The organism is Dactylosporangium sp. NPDC050688 (genome assembly GCF_040654515.1).
Classification (GTDB): Bacteria; Actinomycetota; Actinomycetes; order Mycobacteriales; family Micromonosporaceae; genus Dactylosporangium.
This window is the reverse complement of record NZ_JBFAIC010000016.1, coordinates 115,891-135,185: the sequence shown is the minus strand read 5'-3', so window position 1 is coordinate 135,185 and position 19,295 is coordinate 115,891. Positions and strand designations below refer to the sequence as shown.

At 70.3% G+C, this 19,295-nt stretch carries 21 protein-coding genes and 1 pseudogene; 15 read left to right on the top strand and 7 right to left on the bottom strand.

The window, feature by feature from the left end; translation table 11 throughout:
- The first annotated feature begins 37 nt into the window (after window positions 1–37).
- The 5 genes from AB0H83_RS18300 (at window position 38) to AB0H83_RS18280 (ending at window position 4,209) form a co-directional block, all read left to right on the top strand.
- Window positions 38–1,882 carry an APC family permease gene (locus AB0H83_RS18300; protein WP_360094681.1) on the top strand — a complete coding sequence of 615 codons (1,845 nt, stop codon included), beginning with the start codon at window positions 38–40 and terminating at the stop codon, window positions 1,880–1,882.
- 244 nt (window positions 1,883–2,126) lie between these two features.
- Entirely contained in the window at window positions 2,127–2,258 is a 132-nt protein-coding gene (locus AB0H83_RS18295) for a hypothetical protein (RefSeq protein ID WP_360094678.1), read from the top strand.
- A 4-nt stretch (window positions 2,259–2,262) separates the two neighbouring features.
- Window positions 2,263–2,982, top strand: coding sequence for a YoaK family protein (locus AB0H83_RS18290; RefSeq protein WP_360094675.1), 720 nt, complete (start codon window positions 2,263–2,265; stop codon window positions 2,980–2,982).
- Between the two features lie 195 nt (window positions 2,983–3,177).
- Window positions 3,178–3,399 (top strand): CbtB-domain containing protein, encoded by a 222-nt coding sequence (locus AB0H83_RS18285; protein ID WP_327004534.1) that lies wholly within the window; start codon window positions 3,178–3,180, stop codon window positions 3,397–3,399.
- A 12-nt stretch (window positions 3,400–3,411) separates the two neighbouring features.
- The gene (locus AB0H83_RS18280) at window positions 3,412–4,209 is read left to right on the top strand and encodes a CbtA family protein (RefSeq protein ID WP_360094671.1); all 798 of its coding nucleotides are present in this window, start codon (window positions 3,412–3,414) and stop codon (window positions 4,207–4,209) included.
- Between the two features lie 50 nt (window positions 4,210–4,259).
- On the opposite strand, the gene AB0H83_RS18275 is transcribed toward AB0H83_RS18280, so the two are convergent.
- On the bottom strand, window positions 4,260–4,679 hold the full coding sequence (locus tag AB0H83_RS18275; RefSeq protein WP_360094776.1) for an MFS transporter: 420 nt from the start codon (window positions 4,677–4,679) through the stop codon (window positions 4,260–4,262).
- Window positions 4,680–5,156: 477 nt separating this feature from the next.
- Here AB0H83_RS18275 and AB0H83_RS18270 point away from each other — a divergent pair, with 477 nt between their 5' ends.
- The 8 genes and pseudogenes from AB0H83_RS18270 (at window position 5,157) to yut (ending at window position 11,619) form a co-directional block, all read left to right on the top strand.
- Window positions 5,157–5,459 (top strand): urease subunit gamma, encoded by a 303-nt coding sequence (locus AB0H83_RS18270; RefSeq protein ID WP_360094668.1) that lies wholly within the window; start codon window positions 5,157–5,159, stop codon window positions 5,457–5,459.
- Between the two features lie 25 nt (window positions 5,460–5,484).
- Window positions 5,485–5,823: pseudogene (locus AB0H83_RS18265) on the top strand (urease subunit beta); the annotation flags it as partial.
- A 137-nt stretch (window positions 5,824–5,960) separates the two neighbouring features.
- Window positions 5,961–7,679: an urease subunit alpha gene (locus AB0H83_RS18260; RefSeq protein ID WP_360094665.1), complete on the top strand. Its 1,719-nt coding sequence runs from the start codon at window positions 5,961–5,963 to the stop codon at window positions 7,677–7,679.
- A gap of 78 nt (window positions 7,680–7,757) precedes the next feature.
- Window positions 7,758–8,303 carry an urease accessory protein UreE gene (gene ureE, locus AB0H83_RS18255; protein ID WP_360094662.1) on the top strand — a complete coding sequence of 182 codons (546 nt, stop codon included), beginning with the start codon at window positions 7,758–7,760 and terminating at the stop codon, window positions 8,301–8,303.
- Window positions 8,300–9,007, top strand: a complete 708-nt coding sequence (locus AB0H83_RS18250) for an urease accessory protein UreF (protein ID WP_360094659.1) — start codon at window positions 8,300–8,302, stop codon at window positions 9,005–9,007. The genes ureE and AB0H83_RS18250 overlap by 4 nt, the downstream gene beginning before the upstream one ends.
- A 16-nt stretch (window positions 9,008–9,023) precedes the next feature.
- Window positions 9,024–9,653 (top strand): urease accessory protein UreG, encoded by a 630-nt coding sequence (ureG, locus tag AB0H83_RS18245; protein WP_360094656.1) that lies wholly within the window; start codon window positions 9,024–9,026, stop codon window positions 9,651–9,653.
- Window positions 9,650–10,564 carry an urease accessory protein UreD gene (locus AB0H83_RS18240; RefSeq protein WP_360094653.1) on the top strand — a complete coding sequence of 305 codons (915 nt, stop codon included), beginning with the start codon at window positions 9,650–9,652 and terminating at the stop codon, window positions 10,562–10,564. The genes ureG and AB0H83_RS18240 overlap by 4 nt, the downstream gene beginning before the upstream one ends.
- A gap of 5 nt (window positions 10,565–10,569) precedes the next feature.
- Window positions 10,570–11,619, top strand: a complete 1,050-nt coding sequence (yut, locus tag AB0H83_RS18235; protein ID WP_360094650.1) for an urea transporter — start codon at window positions 10,570–10,572, stop codon at window positions 11,617–11,619.
- A gap of 55 nt (window positions 11,620–11,674) precedes the next feature.
- Here the strand turns inward: yut and AB0H83_RS18230 are convergent, their stop codons facing one another.
- The 4 genes from AB0H83_RS18230 to AB0H83_RS18215 form a co-directional block, all read right to left on the bottom strand.
- A complete protein-coding gene (locus tag AB0H83_RS18230) occupies window positions 11,675–13,339 on the bottom strand; it encodes an ammonium transporter (RefSeq protein ID WP_360094647.1) in 1,665 nt (554 codons plus the stop codon).
- Between the two features lie 225 nt (window positions 13,340–13,564).
- A complete protein-coding gene (locus tag AB0H83_RS18225) occupies window positions 13,565–13,960 on the bottom strand; it encodes a CrcB family protein (protein WP_360094644.1) in 396 nt (131 codons plus the stop codon).
- On the bottom strand, window positions 13,960–14,349 hold the full coding sequence (gene crcB / locus AB0H83_RS18220) for a fluoride efflux transporter CrcB (protein ID WP_360094641.1): 390 nt from the start codon (window positions 14,347–14,349) through the stop codon (window positions 13,960–13,962). Before crcB ends, AB0H83_RS18225 begins: the two co-directional genes overlap by 1 nt.
- A gap of 227 nt (window positions 14,350–14,576) precedes the next feature.
- The gene (locus AB0H83_RS18215; protein ID WP_360094638.1) at window positions 14,577–15,401 is read right to left on the bottom strand and encodes an Hsp20/alpha crystallin family protein; all 825 of its coding nucleotides are present in this window, start codon (window positions 15,399–15,401) and stop codon (window positions 14,577–14,579) included.
- Between AB0H83_RS18215 and AB0H83_RS18210 the strand changes: the two genes are divergently transcribed.
- The gene (locus AB0H83_RS18210; RefSeq protein WP_360094635.1) at window positions 15,402–16,784 is read left to right on the top strand and encodes a cytochrome ubiquinol oxidase subunit I; all 1,383 of its coding nucleotides are present in this window, start codon (window positions 15,402–15,404) and stop codon (window positions 16,782–16,784) included.
- Window positions 16,781–17,839 carry a cytochrome d ubiquinol oxidase subunit II gene (locus AB0H83_RS18205; protein ID WP_360094632.1) on the top strand — a complete coding sequence of 353 codons (1,059 nt, stop codon included), beginning with the start codon at window positions 16,781–16,783 and terminating at the stop codon, window positions 17,837–17,839. Before AB0H83_RS18210 ends, AB0H83_RS18205 begins: the two co-directional genes overlap by 4 nt.
- 49 nt (window positions 17,840–17,888) lie before the next feature.
- Here the strand turns inward: AB0H83_RS18205 and AB0H83_RS18200 are convergent, their stop codons facing one another.
- A complete protein-coding gene (locus AB0H83_RS18200) occupies window positions 17,889–18,587 on the bottom strand; it encodes an SDR family oxidoreductase (RefSeq protein ID WP_360094629.1) in 699 nt (232 codons plus the stop codon).
- Window positions 18,588–18,679: 92 nt separating this feature from the next.
- A complete protein-coding gene (locus AB0H83_RS18195; protein WP_360094626.1) occupies window positions 18,680–19,291 on the bottom strand; it encodes a GDSL-type esterase/lipase family protein in 612 nt (203 codons plus the stop codon).
- Between the last annotated feature and the right edge of the window lie 4 nt (window positions 19,292–19,295).

Here is a 19,295-nt window from a genome sequence, read left to right as displayed (position 1 = left end):
GAGGCCACTGGCGACGGGCGAGGCAGGCGGTCAGGCAGTGGGCGCAGTGGCGGCCGTATGGCGGTTCCTCGTCGGACCCCCTTTGCGGGTGCGGCAGCTGGCCAAGCAGCAGATTACGCCGATCGAAGGGCTCCCCGCCCTCTCACTCGACGCGCTGACGTCGGTGGCGTACGGGCCGGAGGCGATCATCGCCGTGCTCGCGGCGGCCGGGCTGGCCGCGCTGCACCTCGTGCTGCCGGTCTCGATCGCGATCGTCGTGCTGCTGGCGGTCCTGGTGTTCTCGTACCGCCAGGTCATCGAGGCATATCCGGGCGGCGGCGGCACCTACGCGGTGTGCCGGGCGAACTTCCCGCCGCAGGTCGGCGTGCTGGCCGCCGCGGCGCTCGTCGTGGACTACACGTTGACGGTCGCGGTCTCGATCGCCGCCGGGGTGGGGTCGCTGACCTCGGCCTTCCCCGGCCTGACCCCGGCCACGGTCCCGATCTGCCTGGGCATCCTCGCGCTGGTCACCGGGCTCAACCTGCGCGGCCTGGGCGACACGGCCCGGGCGTTCCTGCTGCCCACCATGGCATTCATCGTCGGGTTGCTGATCGTGATCGCAATCGGCCTGATCCACCCGCTGGCGCTGCACACGCCGCGCCAGGGCCAGCCGCTGACGTCCACCGAGGGACTGGAGGCCGTCGGCCTACTGCTGGTGCTGAAGGCGTTCTCGGCGGGGTGCAGCGCGCTGACCGGGGTGGAGGCCATCGCCAACGGCGTGCCGCTGTTCAAGGAGCCGAGGGTGGCCCGGGCCAAGCGGACCGAGACACTGCTCGGCGTCATCCTCGGCGTGATGCTGCTGGGCCTGGCCGTGCTGGCGAACCGCTGGCACATCGGGCCCCGGTCCGGTGAGACGGTCCTGAGCCAGGTCATCGCCATCTCGGTCGGCAGGAACTGGGCGTACTACGTGATGGCCGTGACCATCACGGTGGTGCTCATGCTGGCCGCCAACACGTCGTTCGGTGGGCTGCCGGTGCTGACCAGCCGGCTGGCCGGCGACAACTACCTGCCGCACCTGTTCGCACTGCGCGACGAGCGGCAGGTGTTCGCCGTCGGCATCTGGACGCTGGCCGGTCTGGCCGGGGTTCTGCTCGTCGCGGTGCGCGGGCAGACTCTCAGGCTGATCCCGCTGTACGCCATCGGGGTGTTCACCGCCTTCACGCTGGCCCAGTCCGGGCTGGTCAAACACTGGTGGAAGACCCGGCCGGCGGGCTGGCGGCACCGGGCGGTCATCAACGGTGTCGGCGCGGTCACGACCGGGGTGGCCACCGTGGTATTCCTCGTCACCAAGTTCACCGTCGGCGCGTGGGTGGTCGTGCTGGCCGTGCCGGCCATCATCACGCTGTTCGCGCGGACCCATGCGTACTACGCGCGCTGCGGGCAGGCGCTCGGCCTGGACGCGATCCCGGCCAGGCCGCACGCCGGATCCACGATGGTGGTGGTGCCCGTGACCGGCGTGAGCCGGCTGACCCGGCACGCGGTCGAGGATGCCCTCTCGATCAGCCCGCGGGTGGTGGCGGTCCATGTCGTGCTCGAGGACACCAGCGGGGACACCGGCCGCGACCGTGAGCTGGACCGGCAATGGGCCGAATGGAACCCCGGGGTGCCGCTCAAGATCCTGCACACCGAGTATGCCTCGGTGGCCCGGCCCATCGTGGCATTCATCGACGAGCTCCATGAGCAGCACGACGAGCGGATCATCGTGCTGATCCCGGTGGCGCTGCCGCACCGGCTGCGGTACCGCTTCCTGCACAACCATCTCGAGATCGCCCTCACTGCCGCGTTGCAGACCCGCCCGGACGTCATCGTCGCCAGGGTGCCCATGCCGCTGCGCATCCCGTGATTTCACCCCGGTGTCGACGGCGCCGTAGCGGCGTTCGCCCGACGCACAAAATGATCATGGATAGCCTGGAAGTGCACCCTGCCAGGCCCGTCGTCCGCTTCAGAGATGTCGGTCGGCATCGGGAGAAACTGGACGCATGCCGGGTGTCTGGCCCCGCCACACGGACGCGGCCGGATCGGAACGGGGTGTCATGCAACGCAATCCCAGAGAAGTCAATCGATTCGGACCCGGCCGCGGACCGGCGGTGGATCTCGTCCCGTTCGGCGGGACGGTCACCACCGCGCTGGCGCCGCTGGGCATCCCGACGCTGACGGCGCCGTTCGTCGTGCGGGTCGGGGACGCAGCAGCGGTCACCATCGCCGGGCCGAGGCGCTGAGTCGGTGAGTGCAGCGGGCGGAGCGTCCGCCGAGGACTCCCGCGCGGAGTTCAGGTTGCCGTTGCTGGCATTGGCGGTCGCCACGGGTGTCGCGGGTCTCATGGACGCGTTGGCCGTGACCCGGTACGGCGTCTTCGTAGCCAACCAGTCCGGCAATCTCGTCCATGTGGGCATGGGCCTGGCCGGCCGCGACCCGTTGTGGCTAGCTTCGGCGTGTTCGATCGGCGCGTTCGGACTCGGCGCGGGGGTCGCCTTCGGGGTGCGCCGCATCTGCGATCCCGGTCACCGGCCGGATCCTGCCGTTGCTGGGTTCTGCCTGGCGCTCGTCGCCCTGCTGCTGTGGGCGGTCGTGGATGCCGCGTTCGACCGGGGAGCGCCGGGCCTGGACCGGCGGGCCGTGCTCGCCGCCACCGGGGCATTCTTCATGGGCTGCCTGGGAGGGCTGTTCGCCCGGACCGCGGGGATCGCCACCACGATCACGTACCAGTCCGGAACCGTCATGAAGACCGGAACCCGCGTCGTCGCCTGGATCGCCGGCAGCGGCGAGGCTCGCCGGAAGGCGTCGCAGGGCGTGCTGCTGGGGCTGCTCGGCATCGGCGGCTACGTCAGCGGAAGTTTCGTCGGCGCGCTGGCCGGAGGCCGTCCGATGCTGACCTTCGCCCTCGCCGCGGCGGTGCTCGTCGCACTCATGCTGACGCTGCGGTCGCTGCGTCGCCGGCGATGAGGCGTGGCCGGCGTGCCGCCGGTGTCCGGACTGCCTGGCCGGCCGCATCGAGGATCGCTCTGCGGCAACGGGTGTGCCGGTCGAAGTGCCGAGAGACCCCGTGCGGCGTTTGCGACCTGGATCGCGGGGGAGAGAGCGACTCGAAACCGCGGGCCAGCAGATGGCCGACCGCCTTCAAATCTCAGGAGCTTCAAATTGTCTCAAACCGCAGCCCTGCCGACACCCGTCCACCCGTCGCTGCCGGCGGCGATCCCACTGCGCCAGCTACTGCCCTGGGCGGTCTTCGGCCTGCTCTTGGCCGTCCTGGCGGTCTACTTCGTCGGTGCCGAACAGGGCGCCACTTCGATCTTCTCCGGCACGTTCGTGCACGAGTTCACGCACGACGGCAGGCACCTGCTGTCCTTCCCCTGCCACTGATCGGCCGAAGACATGACCGCAGGTAAACTGCTGATCCGTGGCATGCTCGTGGGGGTGGTGGCCGCCGCACTGGCTTTCGCCTTCGCGAGCATGTTCGGGGAAGCCCAGATCGACGGTGCGATCGCGTATGAGAACGCCCACGCAACCGCACACGTCCACACCGACACGACGGAGCCGGGTCACGCCGACGCGGCGGAGGCAGAGCCGGTCAGCCGCACCGTGCAATCCACCGTCGGCCTGGGTGTCGCCCTGCTCCTCTACGGCACCGCCCTGGGCGGCATCTTCGCCGTGGCGTTCGCCTTCTGCCACGGACGCGTCGGTGCGCTGCAGTCGCGTGCCACGGCGCTGCTGGTCGGCGGTGTCGGGTTCATCGCGATGTTCCTGGTGCCGTTCATGAAGTATCCGGGCAACCCGCCCGCGGTCGGCGATCCGGACACCATCGGACGGCGTACCGCCCTGTATTTCACCATGATGGCCGTGAGCCTGCTGGCCGCGGCCGGCTCGGTGCTGGTCGCGCGCAGTCTCGCTGCCCGGCTCGGCAACTGGAACGCAGTGCTGGTCGCCGCGGGCGGGTATGTCGCCGTCGCGGCGCTCGCGGGACTGCTGATGCCGGCCGTCAACGAGACCCCGGCCGACTTTCCGGCCACCCTGCTGTGGCGCTTCCGGCTCGCCTCGGCCGGCGTTCAGCTCGTGTTGTGGAGCACCCTCGGCCTGCTGTTCGGTGCACTGACCAGCCGCACCGAACAAGCGCTCACGGCCCGCCAGGCGACGCCCGACAGGCTCGCCCGGCCGGAGCGAGCGGCAACGTAGCGCTCGCTGCACTTCCACGGCCGGATCCCATGTGGACCGGCCGTGGAGGTTCAGGGCTCGGCTCCGACCCGTGGGGCGGCCCGATCGACCCACATCTGCTGGATCTCGCCAAGTGTCTTGCCCTTGGTCTCCGGCAGGAGTTTCCACACGAACACGAAGGACACCGCGCACATGGCGGCGAACACACCGAAGGTGCCGGACTCGCCGATCCAGCCGGTGAGGCTGAGGAAGAACTGTGTCACCAGCCACGCCGCTGCCCAGTTGGCCGCAGTCGCCGCCGAGACTCCGAGGCCGCGGATCGTGCTCGGATAGATCTCGTTGATCACGGTCCACACCACGGGGCCGAGCGAGAACGCGTAGCTGGCAATGAAGACGATCATCGCGACCAGCATGATGACGCCCGCGTCGCTGGGCGTGTTGCCCGATGCGCTGCCGTGGACCGTGATGCGGCCCAGGCGAAGAAAGCACAGACTGAGCCTTACCGGAACCTGACACCTCGGTCAGACCGCGGGTCTGCCGGCGATTGCGGGACCGGCCTACCCGGCGTGATGGGAGCCGGACGGATCGGCTGTGGTGACAATGCAGGGTGACCGGCACATCCCGGTGGACGCGCGTCGATCACAACACGAATCTCGACCGGTTCAATACGCAGGATGCCGTTACCCGCGAATTCACCCCGGACTGCGGTGGAGTCACTCATTCTTTCCGTTCAACGGTCACCGTGCTCCGGTTAGGCTGAACCGCATCTGGCCCGGTTTGTCGCCGGCTTCGACATTGCGCGAGCAGATCCTGGTCGCGCCGCGCTGACCTGCCGCACCCGATCGACGGTCACCTGGAAAACGGCCCGTTGGAATCTCGCGGCCGCTGCTTTCACGCGATGGCGTGAACACCTGCGACACATGGCGGGCAATAAATACCTGCGCGGACAGATGGGAACGACACGTGCCATGAAACTCACGCCCAGGGAATTGGACAAGCTGACGGTGCTCACGCTGGCCCAGATCGCTCAGGCCCGCCGGGCCAAGGGTCTGAAGCTCAACCACCCCGAAGCCGTGGCGGTGATCTGCGCGGCGGCGCTGGAGGGCGCCCGGGAGGGCAAGACGGTCGAGGACGTGCTGACCGACGCGCGGTCGGTGCTGAGCAAGGCCGACGTGATGGAAGGCGTCGCCGACCTGGTCCCGTTCATCCAGATCGAGGCGGTCTTCCCCGACGGAAGCCGGTTGGTCACGGTGCACACCCCGATCCAGTAGCGGACAGCAGGACAGGAGGGCCAGGATGCCGAATCCCAGTCACAAAGACAGCAGTCACAAGTCGATCCGGCCGATCGGCGGCTACGTGCTCGCGGACGACCCGGTGGAGCTCAACGCCGGCCGGCCGACCTCGACGCTCGAGGTGGTCAACACGGGGGACCGGCCCGTCCAGGTCGGTTCGCACTACCACTTCTACGAGGTGAATCGCTGCCTCGAGTTCGACCGTGACGCCGCGTTCGGGCGGCGGTTGGACATTCCGGCGACCACGGCCGTGCGCTTCGAGCCCGGTGACAAGAAGACCGTCGACCTCGTGCCGTTCGGCGGCAAGCAGCGGGTGTACGGGTTCAACGGGCTGGTGGACGGCTGGGCCGGCACCGGCGATGCCGTCGGATATCAGCCCGAGCGGACGGCGGCGGCCGACCGGGCCACCATGCGCGGCTTCAAGTCCCGGCCCGCCAAGGAGCAGCAGAAGAAGGAGCCCCAGAAGAAGGAGTCCCAGAAGTGAGCCGGATATCGCGGAGCCAGTACGCCGATCTGTACGGCCCGACGCTCGGCGACAAGATCCGGCTGGGCAACACCGACCTATACATCGAGATCGAGCGGGACCTGCGGGTCCTGGGCGACGAGGCCGTCTACGGCGGCGGCAAGACCCTGCGCGACGGCATGGGCGTCGACAGCGGGCTGTCCAGCGCCGGCGGCGCACTCGATCTCGTCATCACCAACGTCACGATCGTCGACGCGGTGATGGGGGTCGTCAAGGCGGACGTCGGGATCAAGGACGGCCGCATCGTCGGCGCGGGCAAGGCGGGCAACCCCAGCACGATGGACGGGGTCACGCCGAGCCTGGCGGTGGGTCCGGGCACCGACGCCATCTCCGGCGAGCACCTCATCCTGACCGCGGCCGGCATCGACGCGCACGTGCACTACGTTTCGCCGCAGCAGGTGTACGACGCGCTCAGCAACGGCATCACCACCCTGTGGGGCGGCGGCGTCGGCCCGACGGACGGCACCAACGGCACCACGATCTCCCCCGGGGTGTGGAACCTCCACACCATGATGCGGGCCGTGGAGAGCCTGCCGATCAACTTCGGCTTCCTGGGCAAGGGAAGCTGCTCGTCGCGCGGCCCGCTCGACGAGCAGATCATCGCCGGCGCGGCCGGGCTCAAGATCCACGAGGACTGGGGCGCGACACCCGCGGTGATCCGGGCCGCGCTGCGCGCCGCGGACGACTTCGACATCCAGATCAGCCTGCACACGGACACGCTCAACGAGAGCGGCTACGTGGAGGACACCATCGCGGCGTTCGAGGGCCGCACGGTGCATACCTTCCACACCGAGGGCGCGGGCGGCGGGCACGCGCCGGACATCATCAAGGTCGCGGGTCAGCGCAACGTGCTGCCGAGCTCGACGAACCCGACGCTGCCGTACGGGGTCAACTCGCAGTCCGAGCTGTTCGACATGATCATGTTCTGCCACAACCTCAACCCGCGGATCCCCTCGGACGTCGCGTTCGCCGAGAGCCGGGTCCGGCCCGAGACGATGGCCGCCGAGAACGTCCTGCACGACCTCGGCGCCATCTCGATGATCTCCAGCGACAGCCAGGCGATGGGCCGGGTGGGTGAGAGCTTCCTGCGTGCCGTCCAGCTCGCGGACGCCATGAAGGCGGCCCGGGGCAAGCTCCCGGAGGACTCGCCGGACAACGACAACTTCCGGGTGCTGCGGTACCTCGCCAAGGTGACCATCAACCCCGCCATCACCCAGGGCGTGGCCCACGTGCTGGGCTCGATCGAGCCGGGCAAGCTGGCCGACCTCGTGCTGTGGGAGCCGGCCTTCTTCGGCGCCAAACCGAAGCTGGTCGTCAAGGCCGGCATCATCAGCTGGGCGGCCACCGGCAGCTCGGACGCGTCGCTGCCGCTGACCGAACCCGTCATGTACAAGCCGATGTTCGGGGCGTTCGGGTCCGCGCTGTCGCAGAGCTGCGTGACGTTCGTTTCGCAGGCCGGCTACGACGCTGGTATCGCCGGGAAGCTCGGCCTGCAGCGGCAGGTCCTGCCGGTGCGGGGGACGCGCTCGCTGACCAAGCGGGACATGGTGCGCAACGACCTCACCCCCCGGATCGAGGTGGACCCGGAGACCTTCGCCGTCAAGGTCGACGGCGTGCACGCCACGGTGCCGGCGGCCTCGTCGCTGTCCATGAACCAGTTGTACTTCTTCAGCTGATGCCGGCGCGAACGCTTGGTGCCGCGCGAACGCTTGGTGCCGCCGCGAACGCTGATGCTGCCGTGATGGGGAGGGAACATGCTCGTCGAAGCTGTGCTGGGCAACGCCGCCGAGCCGGACTGGCGTGACCGGCTGTCGCAGACGCACGTCGACCGGCTCGTCCTTGACCAGTGGGAGGCGCAGAAACGCCGCCTGCGCAAGCGGACCAGCGGCGGCGTCGAGGTGGCGCTGTCGCTGGCACGCGACACGCACCTGCACGACGGTGACGTCCTCGCCTGGGACGGCGCGGCGGGTACGGCCACCGTCGTGCAGCTCATGCTGGGTGAGGTGATGGCGGTCGAACTGCCGCCCGGGACGCCGATCCGCACCGCGGTCGAGCTCGGGCACGCCATCGGCAATCAGCATTGGCCGGCCGTGGTGAACGGCACGACGGTGTACGTGCCGGTGACCGTCGATCGCCGGGTCATGGACTCGGTCATGCGGACCCATGCCTTCGCCGGGATCAAGCACGAGTTCGTCGAGGGCACCGAGGTCCTCGCCTTCCTCGCGCCGCACGAGGCCCGGCGGCTGTTCGGCGGGGCCGAGGCGGCCGGCCATACGCACCTGCCCGCGGACGGCAGTTGAGGACCGCCGCACCGGTACCGCGGCTGCTGGAGCTCATGCGGCTGCTGCAGTTCACCGACTCGATGTTCCCGGTGGGGGCGTTCACGTTCTCCAACGCGCTGGAGCCGGCGGTGCAACTCGGGATCGTTCACGACCGGCGGACACTGCACGAGTTCGTGCGCACCGCGACGCACCTCGCGGCCGGCTGCGACGGCATCGGGCTGCTGGAGAGCCATCGCGGCACCCGCGCGGGCGACACCGACCGGGTCGCGCGATCCGACGAAGCGGTGTTCGTCCGCAAGCTCAACGAGGAGATGCGCTCGATGAGCACCCGGATGGGCCGGAAGCTGGCGGAGATCTCCGCGCGCGTCGTCGGAGATCCGGTGCTGGTGCGGCGGGCCGAGGACATCGTCGCCGGAGCCGTACCCGGAACGTATCCGGCCGGGCTCGGTGTCCTCGCCGCCGTTCTCGGCCTGCCCGAGGAGGCGGCCTTCGCGGCACACCAGTACGGGACGGCGGCGATGATCGTCGGTGCCGCCGTCCGGCTCATGCCGATCGACCACGTCGACGCCCAGACGGTGTTGTTCGCCGTCAACGACACCGCGCAGCGGCACTACGAACGCGTGGCTGGGGCGTCGCTCGACGACATGTCGTCGTTCGCGCCCATGACCGACGTGCTGGCCGCCGCGCACGTGCGGGCCCGGATACGGATGTTCATCAACTGACCTCACCGGAGGAAGCATGAAATCAGCCAGTCGCATCGGCGTCGGAGGACCGGTCGGCAGCGGGAAGACGGCGATCATCGAGGCGATGGTGCCGCGCCTGGTCGCCGACGGGCAGCGGGTCCTCGTCGTGACGAACGACGTGGTCACGACCGAGGACGCCGCGCACGTGCGGCGGGTGCTCACCGGTGTGCTGCAGGCCGAGCGGATCATCGGGGTGGAGACCGGCGCCTGCCCGCACACCGCGGTCCGCGAGGACCCGAGCATGAACCTCGCCGCGGTCGAGGACATGGAGTCCCGCTTCCCGGGCAGCGACGTCGTGCTGATCGAGAGCGGCGGCGACAACCTGACCCTCACGTTCAGCCCGGCCCTGGTGGACTTCTTCATCTACGTGATCGACGTGGCGGCCGGCGACAAGATCCCGCGCAAGAACGGCCCCGGCATCGCGCGCTCCGACCTGCTCGTGATCAACAAGGTGGACCTGGCCCCGTACGTCGACGCGGACCTCACCGTGATGGACCGCGACGCCGCGATGCAGCGCGACGGCAAGCCGGTCGTCTTCACCAACTGCAGGACCGGCGAAGGCGTCGACGACGTCCTGTCGATCATCCGCCGCGAGGTCCTGTTCGAACTGGCGCCCGCCGAATGAACAACCTGCACGCCGCGCCGGAACTGGCGCCGTACCACGACGAACCGGCGCAACTGCCCAGCGGCGCCCCCGGCAAGAACGGGGTGCTGCGCCTCGGATTCGAGCGCCGCGGCGACCGCACGATCCTCGCGGAGCTGTTCCGGCAGGCGCCGCTGCTGGTCCAGCGGGCGTTGTACTGGGACGAGGCCATGCCCGGCCTGGCCTGCGTCTTCATCGTCACGACGTCCGGCGGGCTGCTGCAGGGCGACCGGCATGCGCTCCGGGTGCGGCTCGGCGAGCACGCGCAGGCCCACCTGACGACGCAGTCCGCGACCAGGATCCAGCAGATGGACGCGAACTACGCGACGCAGACGCAGGACATCGTGCTGCAGGACGGGGCGTACCTGGAGTTCCTGCCGGAGCCGGTGATCCCGTACCGCCGGAGCCGGTACCTGGCCCGGACCCAGGTGTCGTTGCCGGAGAGCGCGACGGCGCTGTACGCGGAGATCATCCTGCCCGGACGGCGGTACCACAACGACGGCGAACTGTTCGGCTACGACCTCTTCTCCTCGGCGCTGCGGGTCACCCGCCCGGACGGCCGCGAACTGTTCGCGGAGAAGTTCGTCATCGAGCCGGGACGGTTCCCGGTCGACGGCTGTGCGGTGATGGGCGGATTCGACGTCGTCGCCAACGTCGTGCTGCTGACCTCGGCCGCCCGCGCCGAACGGGTGATCGACCAGATCCCGGCAACCTCGACCATGACCGGCCCGGCGGTCGCCGGCGCGAGCCGCCTGCCGAACGGCGCCGGCCTGATCTACCGGGTGCTCGGGACGGACTCGGAACCGGTCCGCGCCGTGGTCCGGGACTTCTGGTCGCTGGTGCGCCGGGAGACCGCCGGCGCCCCGCTGCCGCCCCCGTTCCGCTGGCGTTGACGAGCATGGACAGAATCAGCCAGACCTGGGCCACCGCGGCCGACGGTCATGCTCCCGTGCGGTTCGCCGACGCGTGCCTGCGCGGCGCCGGCCAGGTGATGCTGCAGAACAACCCGGTCACGGGCCTGCTCATCCTGGCCGCCATCGCCTGGGGCGCGATCCGCACCGGCACCGCGGAGGTCGCCGTCGGCGCCCTGGTGGGGCTGCTCGCCGGCACGGGCACCGCCCTGCTGCTGCGGGTCGACCTGGCATCGTGGCGGCAGGGCCTCTTCGGGTTCAGCCCGCTGCTGACCGGCGCGGCGCTGCCCACGTTCCTCGCCGCCAAGCCGCTGCTGTGGGCGTACGTGGTGCTGGGCGCGGCCGTCACCACCGTGGTCACCCTCGCGTTGAGCAACGTGCTGAACAGCTGGGCGGTGCCCGCGCTGACCTTCCCGTTCGTCCTGACGTCCTGGTTCCTGCTGATGGGCGCCTACCAGTTCATGCGGATCGGGGCCGGCGCGCTGAGCCGGCCGGCACTGCCGGCCACCACCTCACCGGAGTCGGCCCACGTGTCGCTGACCTTCGACTTCCTGGCCACGGGCACGCTGAAAGGGATCGCTCAGGTCTTCCTGCTCGACGACTGGATCAGTGGCGCCGTCATCCTCGTGGCGCTGGCGGTCAACTCCCGCGCGGTCGCGCTCGCCGCGATCCTCGGCTCGGCGGTCGGCACCGCGCTCGCGATCGGGCTGGGCGCGGAGGCCACGGCGATCGGCAAGGGGATCTGGGGCTTCAACGCGGTGCTCACCGCGATCGCCCTGGGTGCAGTGTTCTACCGCCCCATGCCGGCGGTGGCCGTCTACACGCTGCTGGGGACGATCACCGCGGTCTGGGTGCAGGCCGCCCTGACCACTGTGCTGGCGCCGTACGGCATCCCCACGCTGACCGGCCCGTTCGTGGTCGCCACCTGGCTGTTCCTCCTGCCGAAGCGGCACTTCGCCCCGATCCCGCACCACAAGCGGCACGGCGACGGCACGATGCTCACCACCACCGCTGCCGCGCCGCCGCACGGTTCGTGAGAACTGGCGAGTGGCTTGCCCGTCCACCAGCGACGGGCAAGCCACAGGGGTGGGTTCAGGCCGATGCGCCAGGTTCGCGCTGGATGCTGGTGCTGGGCTTGACGACCTGGACGAATCCCTCCGGGTGCTCGGCGGAGAACCGGTCGAAGACGTCCAGCACCGTGGCGACGCTCCGGTCCGGGACGAGGACTTCGATGCGGAGCCGGCTGACGAGCTCGAGATTGCGCCGGTACCCGCGAACGGTCTGCGCCTGCGGCTCCTCCACGGCCGCGTGGGCCTCGGTGACGACGACCGACGAGGCGCCGGCTCGCGACAGCGCCTCCTCGAGCTCGTCGGTGTGCACGCGTTCGGGGTCGAGCAGGCCGGTGACGAGGCTGACGGTGGAGCCCGGACCACCGGCGGCCGCCCTGACCGGCGCCACCCGTTCGGGCGCTGTCCCGGGGCCGCCCGCCGAGCCGGGCAGGCCCGAGACCGCGTCGAGGTGGTATGCCTCGACGGCCTGCTGCACCCGGTCGAGCCGGTCCTCGTCGGCCGGCGGGACGCGAAGGCCGATGCTCTTCTGGATCGCGATGGCGATGATCCAGGTCAGGACGAACGAGAACGCCGCCACCGCGACGACCGCGACGGCCTGCCGCCAGAGCAGGCCGACGCCGCCACCGAAGAACAGGCCGTTGGCGCTGAGGGGGTTGGCGGCCCGGTCGGCGAAGAAGCCCAGCAGCAGCGAACCGAGCACGCCTCCGATGAAGTGCACGGCGACGACGTCGAGCGCGTCGTCGAAGCGCAGATGGAACTTCATCCGCATCGCCAGCTGGCAGACGAGGCCGGCGACGACGCCGATGACGAGCGCCGACAGCGTGCTGACGTATCCCGCGCACGGGGTGATCGTCGCGAGCCCGGCGACGGCGCCCGAGACGGCGCCCAGCACGGTCGCGTGCCCGCTGGTGAACCGCTCCAGCAGCAGCCAGGCCACCAGGCCGGCCGCGGCGGCGATGTGGGTGTTGAGCAGTGCCTGGGCCGCGATCGCGTCCGCGCGGAGTCCGTCGCCGGCGTTGAAGCCGAACCAGCCGAACCACAGCACACCCGCGCCGACGATCGTCAGGGGCAGTGAGTTGGGCAGGGTGCCCGTCCTCGGCCAGTTCCTGCGGCGGCCGACCACCAGGAGGATCGCCAGCACCGCGGCGCCGGCGGAAGTGTGCACGACCATGCCGCCGGCCCAGTCCTGCGCGCCCAGCCTGGCCAGCCAGCCGCCGGGGTGCCAGAGCCAGTGCGCGATCGGCGCGTAGACGATCACCGACCAGACCGCGATGAAGACCGCCCAGCCGATGAGTTTCAGCCGTCCCGCGGTCGCTCCGGTGATGAGCGCCGGCGTGATGACGGCGAACATCATCTGGAACGCCACGAACGCCAGCGTCGGGATGGCGACCCCCGGCGCGACGACGTGGAACGCGGGCGCGGGCGCGGGCGTCGTGCCGGAATGCATCAGCGCGAACAGCTTGAGGTTGCCGACGAGGCCGGTGCCGGCGTCGTCGCCGAACGCGATGGTGTAGCCGAGCAGGATCCAGGTGATGCTGACGATGCCGAGCGGGATGAAGTTCTGTTGCAGCATGGCCAGGGTGTTGCGGCTGGACACCTGGCCGGCGTAGAAGAATGCCAGGCCGGGGACCATGAACAACACCAGCGCCGCGCAGACGAGCACCCAGGCGGTGTCTGCGCCGCTCACGACAGGTGATGTGGGCATGGAACACTTCCTTCCGAGACAGCGGGATCGGGTCGGTGGACCGGCGCCTCGGGGTCGCACGGGACCGGCGCCACGGCTGGACACCCGCGAAGTTCCCCCGGCAGGCTGGTTGCAACCTGGACCGGTGGGGGACCTCACATCGAATGCGTGGACGGGCCCGCGCCGGCGGCCGAAATCCTTGCCCGGACTCTGCAGGCCGCCGGTCCGTCAGAGCAGCGCACCCAGCCACAGGCCGAACGCCGCCAGCACGAGGCTCGCGCCCAGGCTGCCCAGCACGTTGAAGGCCTCAACTCCGGCGTTCTTCCGCAGCAGGCCCAGCGTGTGCCACTCCTCGGTCGAGAACGTCGTGTACGCGCCGAGAAAGCCAACGCCCGCGATCGTGGCGAAGTTCTGGACGGCGGCGGACGTGTCCGCGGTCGCGAATCCCGTGACGATGCCCAGCACGAACGCACCGGAGACGTTGATCAGGAAGGTGCTCGCGGGAAAGGCCTTGCTCGGCTCCGACACCCGCGCCTTCCACCACGGCATGACGACCGCGTCGACGCCGGCCCTGCTCAACGCGCCGAGTCCGCCGGCCAGGAAGACCCCGATCCCTACCCACATCAGACGGGGCTCTCCGCCGGGCGGCCCGTGCGCAACTCCACGAGACGTGCGCCGAGGGCCGCCGCGAGCACCCCGGTCACGATGCTCACCACCAGGTAGATGATGGCGAGGCCGCTGCGTCGGGCCCCGATCAACTGGTCGCTCTCGACGATGAAGTGGGACCAGGTCGTGAAACCGCCCAGGACGCCGGTGGAGAGCAAGGGCTTCGCCCAGCCGGCGTTCAACCGTCTGGCTGCGAGCAGCGTCATGACCGCGCCCAGACCGAAGGCGCCGACCATGTTGATCATGAAAGTGACCCACGGAAAGTCCGGTGGTGTCGGCGGCGCCAGGTAGAGCCCGAGCAGGTAGCGCAGCAGGGCACCGATCCCACCGCCGATGACCACCAGCACTACTGTCACGCGACAATTAGCTCACGCGACCCGGGCGCCACCATCCGGCGTCGCGCTGAACCACCCGGGACGGATGAGCGCAGCAGGGCCGGCGATCGTGGCGGCGACAGGCCCATGCCGCCTGCGCCACCGGCGACTGCCGGATCTGAACCCCACGCGTGGGTCACGCGTCTCCGGCCCGTCGCGGCCGGAGACGCGCTGTGGTGTGCGCCTGCGTCAGGAGGTGGTCAGTCCTTGCGGCGGGCGTGCTGTTCGTTGCCCTTCGTCGCCTTCGTGCCGGCCTGCCGTGGGCGCTCTTCGGCAGTGTGCACCTCGATCTTGCGTACCTCGGACTCCTCGATCTTGCCCAGGGTGATCGTCAGCACTCCGTTGACGTAGGTGGCGTCGACCTGGTCGGCGTCGACGTTGCCGGGCAGTTCCACCTGGTACTCGAACTCGCCTGCCTCGCGGAGCTGGCGACGCATGACGCCGCTGCGCGAACGCTGCTGGAACGCCCCGCTGATGCGCAGTTCCTCGCCGCGCATCTGGATGTCGACGTCTTGCGGGTTCACGTTCGGCAGGTCGATGTCGACGATGTAGGCATCGTCGGTCTCCTCGATGTCGATCGGCGCCAGCGTCGACCACAGTCCCACGCCGGGCGCGGTGGCCGGATCGCCCATGAAGGTGTTCATCAGCTGGTTGAACCGGGTCGAGATGTCATCGATCTCCCGGCGTGGGTCCCAGCGGTGCAGCGGCGCCAGCCGCCCACCGGCATAGCGCTGCCGGGAGGAGAACGGTGCGAGTGTCATGGCGGATCGGTTCCCTTCTGCAAGCCGGCACATCCCCGGCTCGATCATTTCGACGACCAGCCCGAATGATGGTGCCGGGGCGAGCGAATCCGTCTCCCCTGGCGGAGATGACCACTTCGGGACCGGTGCACGGGTGAGCGCGCCGAGCAGGTTTACGCCGCCGGAAACCGGCCAGATTCGTACCCGCGGGACCAGTTCCGGGCGCACGGCCGTGGTCGCGGACGAGGTCGGACGGCACTGCAGCCGGGCCCGCCGGGAGGACATGTGGATCAACAGCTGCTGGCCGATGCGGTGGACAACCTGTACCCGGCCCGGATGCAGATGGCGTTCTCGCTGGGCTGGCACATCATCTTCTCCTGTTTCGGGATCACGTTCCCGGCGCTGGTGCTGTTCGCCGAGTGGCGGGCGTACCGGCGCGCCGACGCCGATCTGGAGAGGCTGGCCCACACCTGGGCCAAGGCCATGGGAGTGATGTTCGCCGCCGGCGCGGTGTCGGGCACGATCCTGTCGTTCGAGATGGGCATCCTGTGGCCGGGGCTGATGGAGCGGTTCGGCGAGGTGTTCGGCTTCCCGTTCATCCTTGAAGGCTTCACGTTCTTCATCGAGGCGATCTTTCTCGGCATCTACCTGTTCAGCTGGGGTCGGCTGTCGCCGCGGGCGCACCTGCTCACCGGCCTGCCGATCATCCCTGCCGGCATCGCCGGGGCGCTCTTCGTGATCTCCGCGAACGCCTGGATGAACACCCCCGAGGGGTTCGAGATCGATGCCGGCGGCCGCGTGGTCGACGTCGACGTGATCGACGCGATGTTCAACCCGTCCACGGCCGCGCAATGGCTGCACATGATCATCGCGGCGTTCATGGTGGTCGGTTTCACCGTCGCGTCCATCTACGCGGTGGGGATGCTGCGCGGCCGGCGTACCCGCTATCACCGGCTGGGCCTGGTGATCCCGCTGACCCTCGCGGCGATCGCCACACCCGTGCAGATCGGGGTGGGCGATTACATCGCCAACGTGGTCGCCGAAACCCAGCCGGTCAAGCTCGCCGCGATGGAGGGCCTGTACCGCACCGGCACCGGCGTGCCGCTGTCGTTGGGCGGCATCTACACCGACGACGAGCTGCGGTACGCGCTGCGGATCCCGTGGGGACTGTCGCTGCTGGTGACCCATGACCCGGACGGCCAGGTGGTCGGCCTGGAAACGGTCGGCCCGCAGCTGCGACCACCGGTCAACGTCGTGCACCTGTCCTACAACGTCATGGTCGGCATCGGGTTCGCCCTGATGCTCATCACGCTGGCGATGGCCTGGACGTGGTTCCGGCACCGCCGGCTGCCCGGGTCCCGCTGGTTCCTGCGCGGCGTCGCGCTGTCGGGAGTGGCGTCGATCGTGGCGATGGAGGCCGGCTGGGTCACCACCGAGGTCGGCCGCCAGCCGTGGGTCGTCTACGAGAAACTCAAGACCGCCGACGCGGTGAGCTCGGCGCCCGGGCTCTACCTGGGTCTGTGGGCGGTCCTGGCCGTATATGCCGTGCTGACGTTCCTGACCGTCTACACGCTGCGGCGGCTCGCCCACCACCACGACGACGCCGTGGCACCGCAGGAGGTCGCCGCCGAGCCGCTGGACAGCACCGGCGAAAGGCCGGCTGGATGAACCTGCCCGACGCCGTGCTCACCGTCATGTTCCTGGCGCTGATCGCCTACGCCCTGTTCGGCGGCGCCGACTTCGGCGCCGGGATCTGGGACCTCCTCGCCGGCGGCACGGCCAAGGGCCGCCCTCAGCGCACCTTGATCGAGCACTCCATCGGACCGGTGTGGGAGGCGAACCACGTCTGGTTGATCTTTGTGCTGGTGGTGCTGTGGACCGGATTCCCACCTGCCTTCGCCGCGATCGCCTCGACCCTGTACATCCCGCTCACCCTCGCCGGGTTCGGGATGATCGTGCGCGGCGGGGCGTTCGCATTTCGCAAGACCGCTTCGACCCCGGGAATGCAGCGCTTCCTCGGCGGCTCATTCGCGCTGTCGTCGGTCGTCACACCGTTCTTCCTCGGGGCGATGGTCGGCGGCATCGCCTCCGGACGCGTGCCACCGGGCGTCGCCGCCGGCAGCGTGCTGACAAGCTGGATCAACCCCACATCGGTCCTCGGCGGAGTGCTGGCCGTCCTGTCCTGCGCCTACCTCGCCGCCGCCTTCCTGTGCGGCGACGCCCGCCGCGAGGCGCCGGACCTGGCCGAGGTGTTCCGGCGCCGAGCGCTGATCACAGCGTTCGTCACGGGCGCGGTGGCCATCGCCGGCATCTTCGTGCTGCGCGGTGACGCACCCGTCCTGTTCGACCAGCTGCTCGGCCGCGGCCTGGCGCCGATCGTGCTGTCCGCAGCCGCCGGCGCCGTCTCCATCGGGCTCCTGCTCGGCCGCCGGTACATCTGGGCGCGCGTCGCCGCCGGTGCCGCCGTCACGGCCGTGCTCTGCGGCTGGGCCGCCGGGCAGTACCCGTACGTGCTGCCGGCGCACCTCACCATCGACGACGCCGCGGCCGGCCGGGGCACCCTCACCGCGGTGCTGGTCGCCGTCGCGGTCGGATCGATCCTGCTCATCCCGGCGCTGATCCTCATGTACCGCATGTTCCAGACGGTCCCGGCAGCCACGCCACACCCGCCGGGCCTCTACGCCGATCACGACCACACCGGCCGCGGCACACCACCGACTTGATCACCGCAACGGTGACCGTCCACCGGGCGGCGAGCAATTCCGGTGCCCGTCACGGCAGTTGCGGGTACACCACCCGGACGTCGGCGGAGAGGGCGGCCTTGGCGCCCTTGGCGGCCTCGTCGACGAGGATCTCCAGGTCGCCGCGGGCGATGCCGTCGACCACGGCGGTGGCCACGAACGCTGGGTCCAGCTTCGGCACGTCCCACCGGGTCATCATGTCGGTGTCGGCGGCGCCCAGGTGCACGCCGCTGACCACGGTGCCCTGCCCGGCGAGTTCGAGCCGGACGCCGTTGGTGAGGCTCCACTGCGCCGCCTTCGCCGCGCTGTACGACGTCGCGTTGAGAAACGTGATCCATGACAGCACCGACAGCAGGTTGGCGATGGCGCCGCCGCCGTTGCCGGCGAGGACCGGGGCGAACGCGCGGGTCACCCGCAGCGTGCCGAAGAAGTGGGTGTCCATCTCGAGGCGGATGGCGTCGAGGTCGCCGTCGACGAGGTTGGAGAACGTGGCGAGGCCCGCGTTGTTCACCAGCAGCGTGACGTCACCGGCCTGCTCGGCCGCGGCGTCCACGCACGCCTGGTCGGTGACGTCGAGCCGCAGCACCACCGCGCCGGGCAGGTCCACGGACCGCGGGTCACGGGCGGTGGCGTACACCTTCGCCCCGCGGGCGAGCAGCTCACGCGCGATGTGCCGGCCGAGCCCCCGGCTGGCCCCGGTGACCAGCGCGACCGATCCCTCGATCTCCATATGGTGACCTCCTGAGCTGGTCCGGTCACCGTATGACACCACCGGCCCGTGGCGGTTCATCCATCCGGCCCTTGCGCCGCGCCGGTGCCGCGCTACCGGGCCGGGCGGGGGAGGGCCGCCGCGGCGGCCGCGTGGACGGCGGGGGACAGGGCGGTCGCGATCACCGCGTACCCGGCGCTGGAGGGGTGGAACCGGTCGGGGCTGAACAGCGCCGGCTCCGCCGCGAACGCCGCCGCGCTGCGGCCGATGTCGGCGACCCGGGCACCGGCGGCCAGCGCCGCCCGGGTCTGCGCCTGCTGCAGCGCCTGGCTACCGGCCCGCACCGCGAGGCGCAGCTGCGGCGGCACCCACGGCACCACGCTCAGGTCCGGCGCCGGCGCGACCACCACCTCCGCCCCGGCGGCGCGCAGCGCACGGACGGCGTCGCCGAGCAGGGCCGCGGCCCGGTGCGCCGGGACGAAGTGGGTCAGGTCGTTCGCGCCGACGATGATGAGCGCCACGCCGGGCGCCGCCGCGACCGCCCGGCGCACCTGCTCCGCCAGGCCCAGGCTGTCGGCCCCCGGCACCGCGAACACCCGCGCCTGCGCCGGCGTGCCGGCCGTGGTCAGCGACGCCGCCAGCCGGGCGCCGACGGTGTCGGCGGGGCTGGAGGCGCCCTGCCCGTGCGCGATGGAGTCGCCGAGCACGGCGAGCGTCAGTGTCACAGCA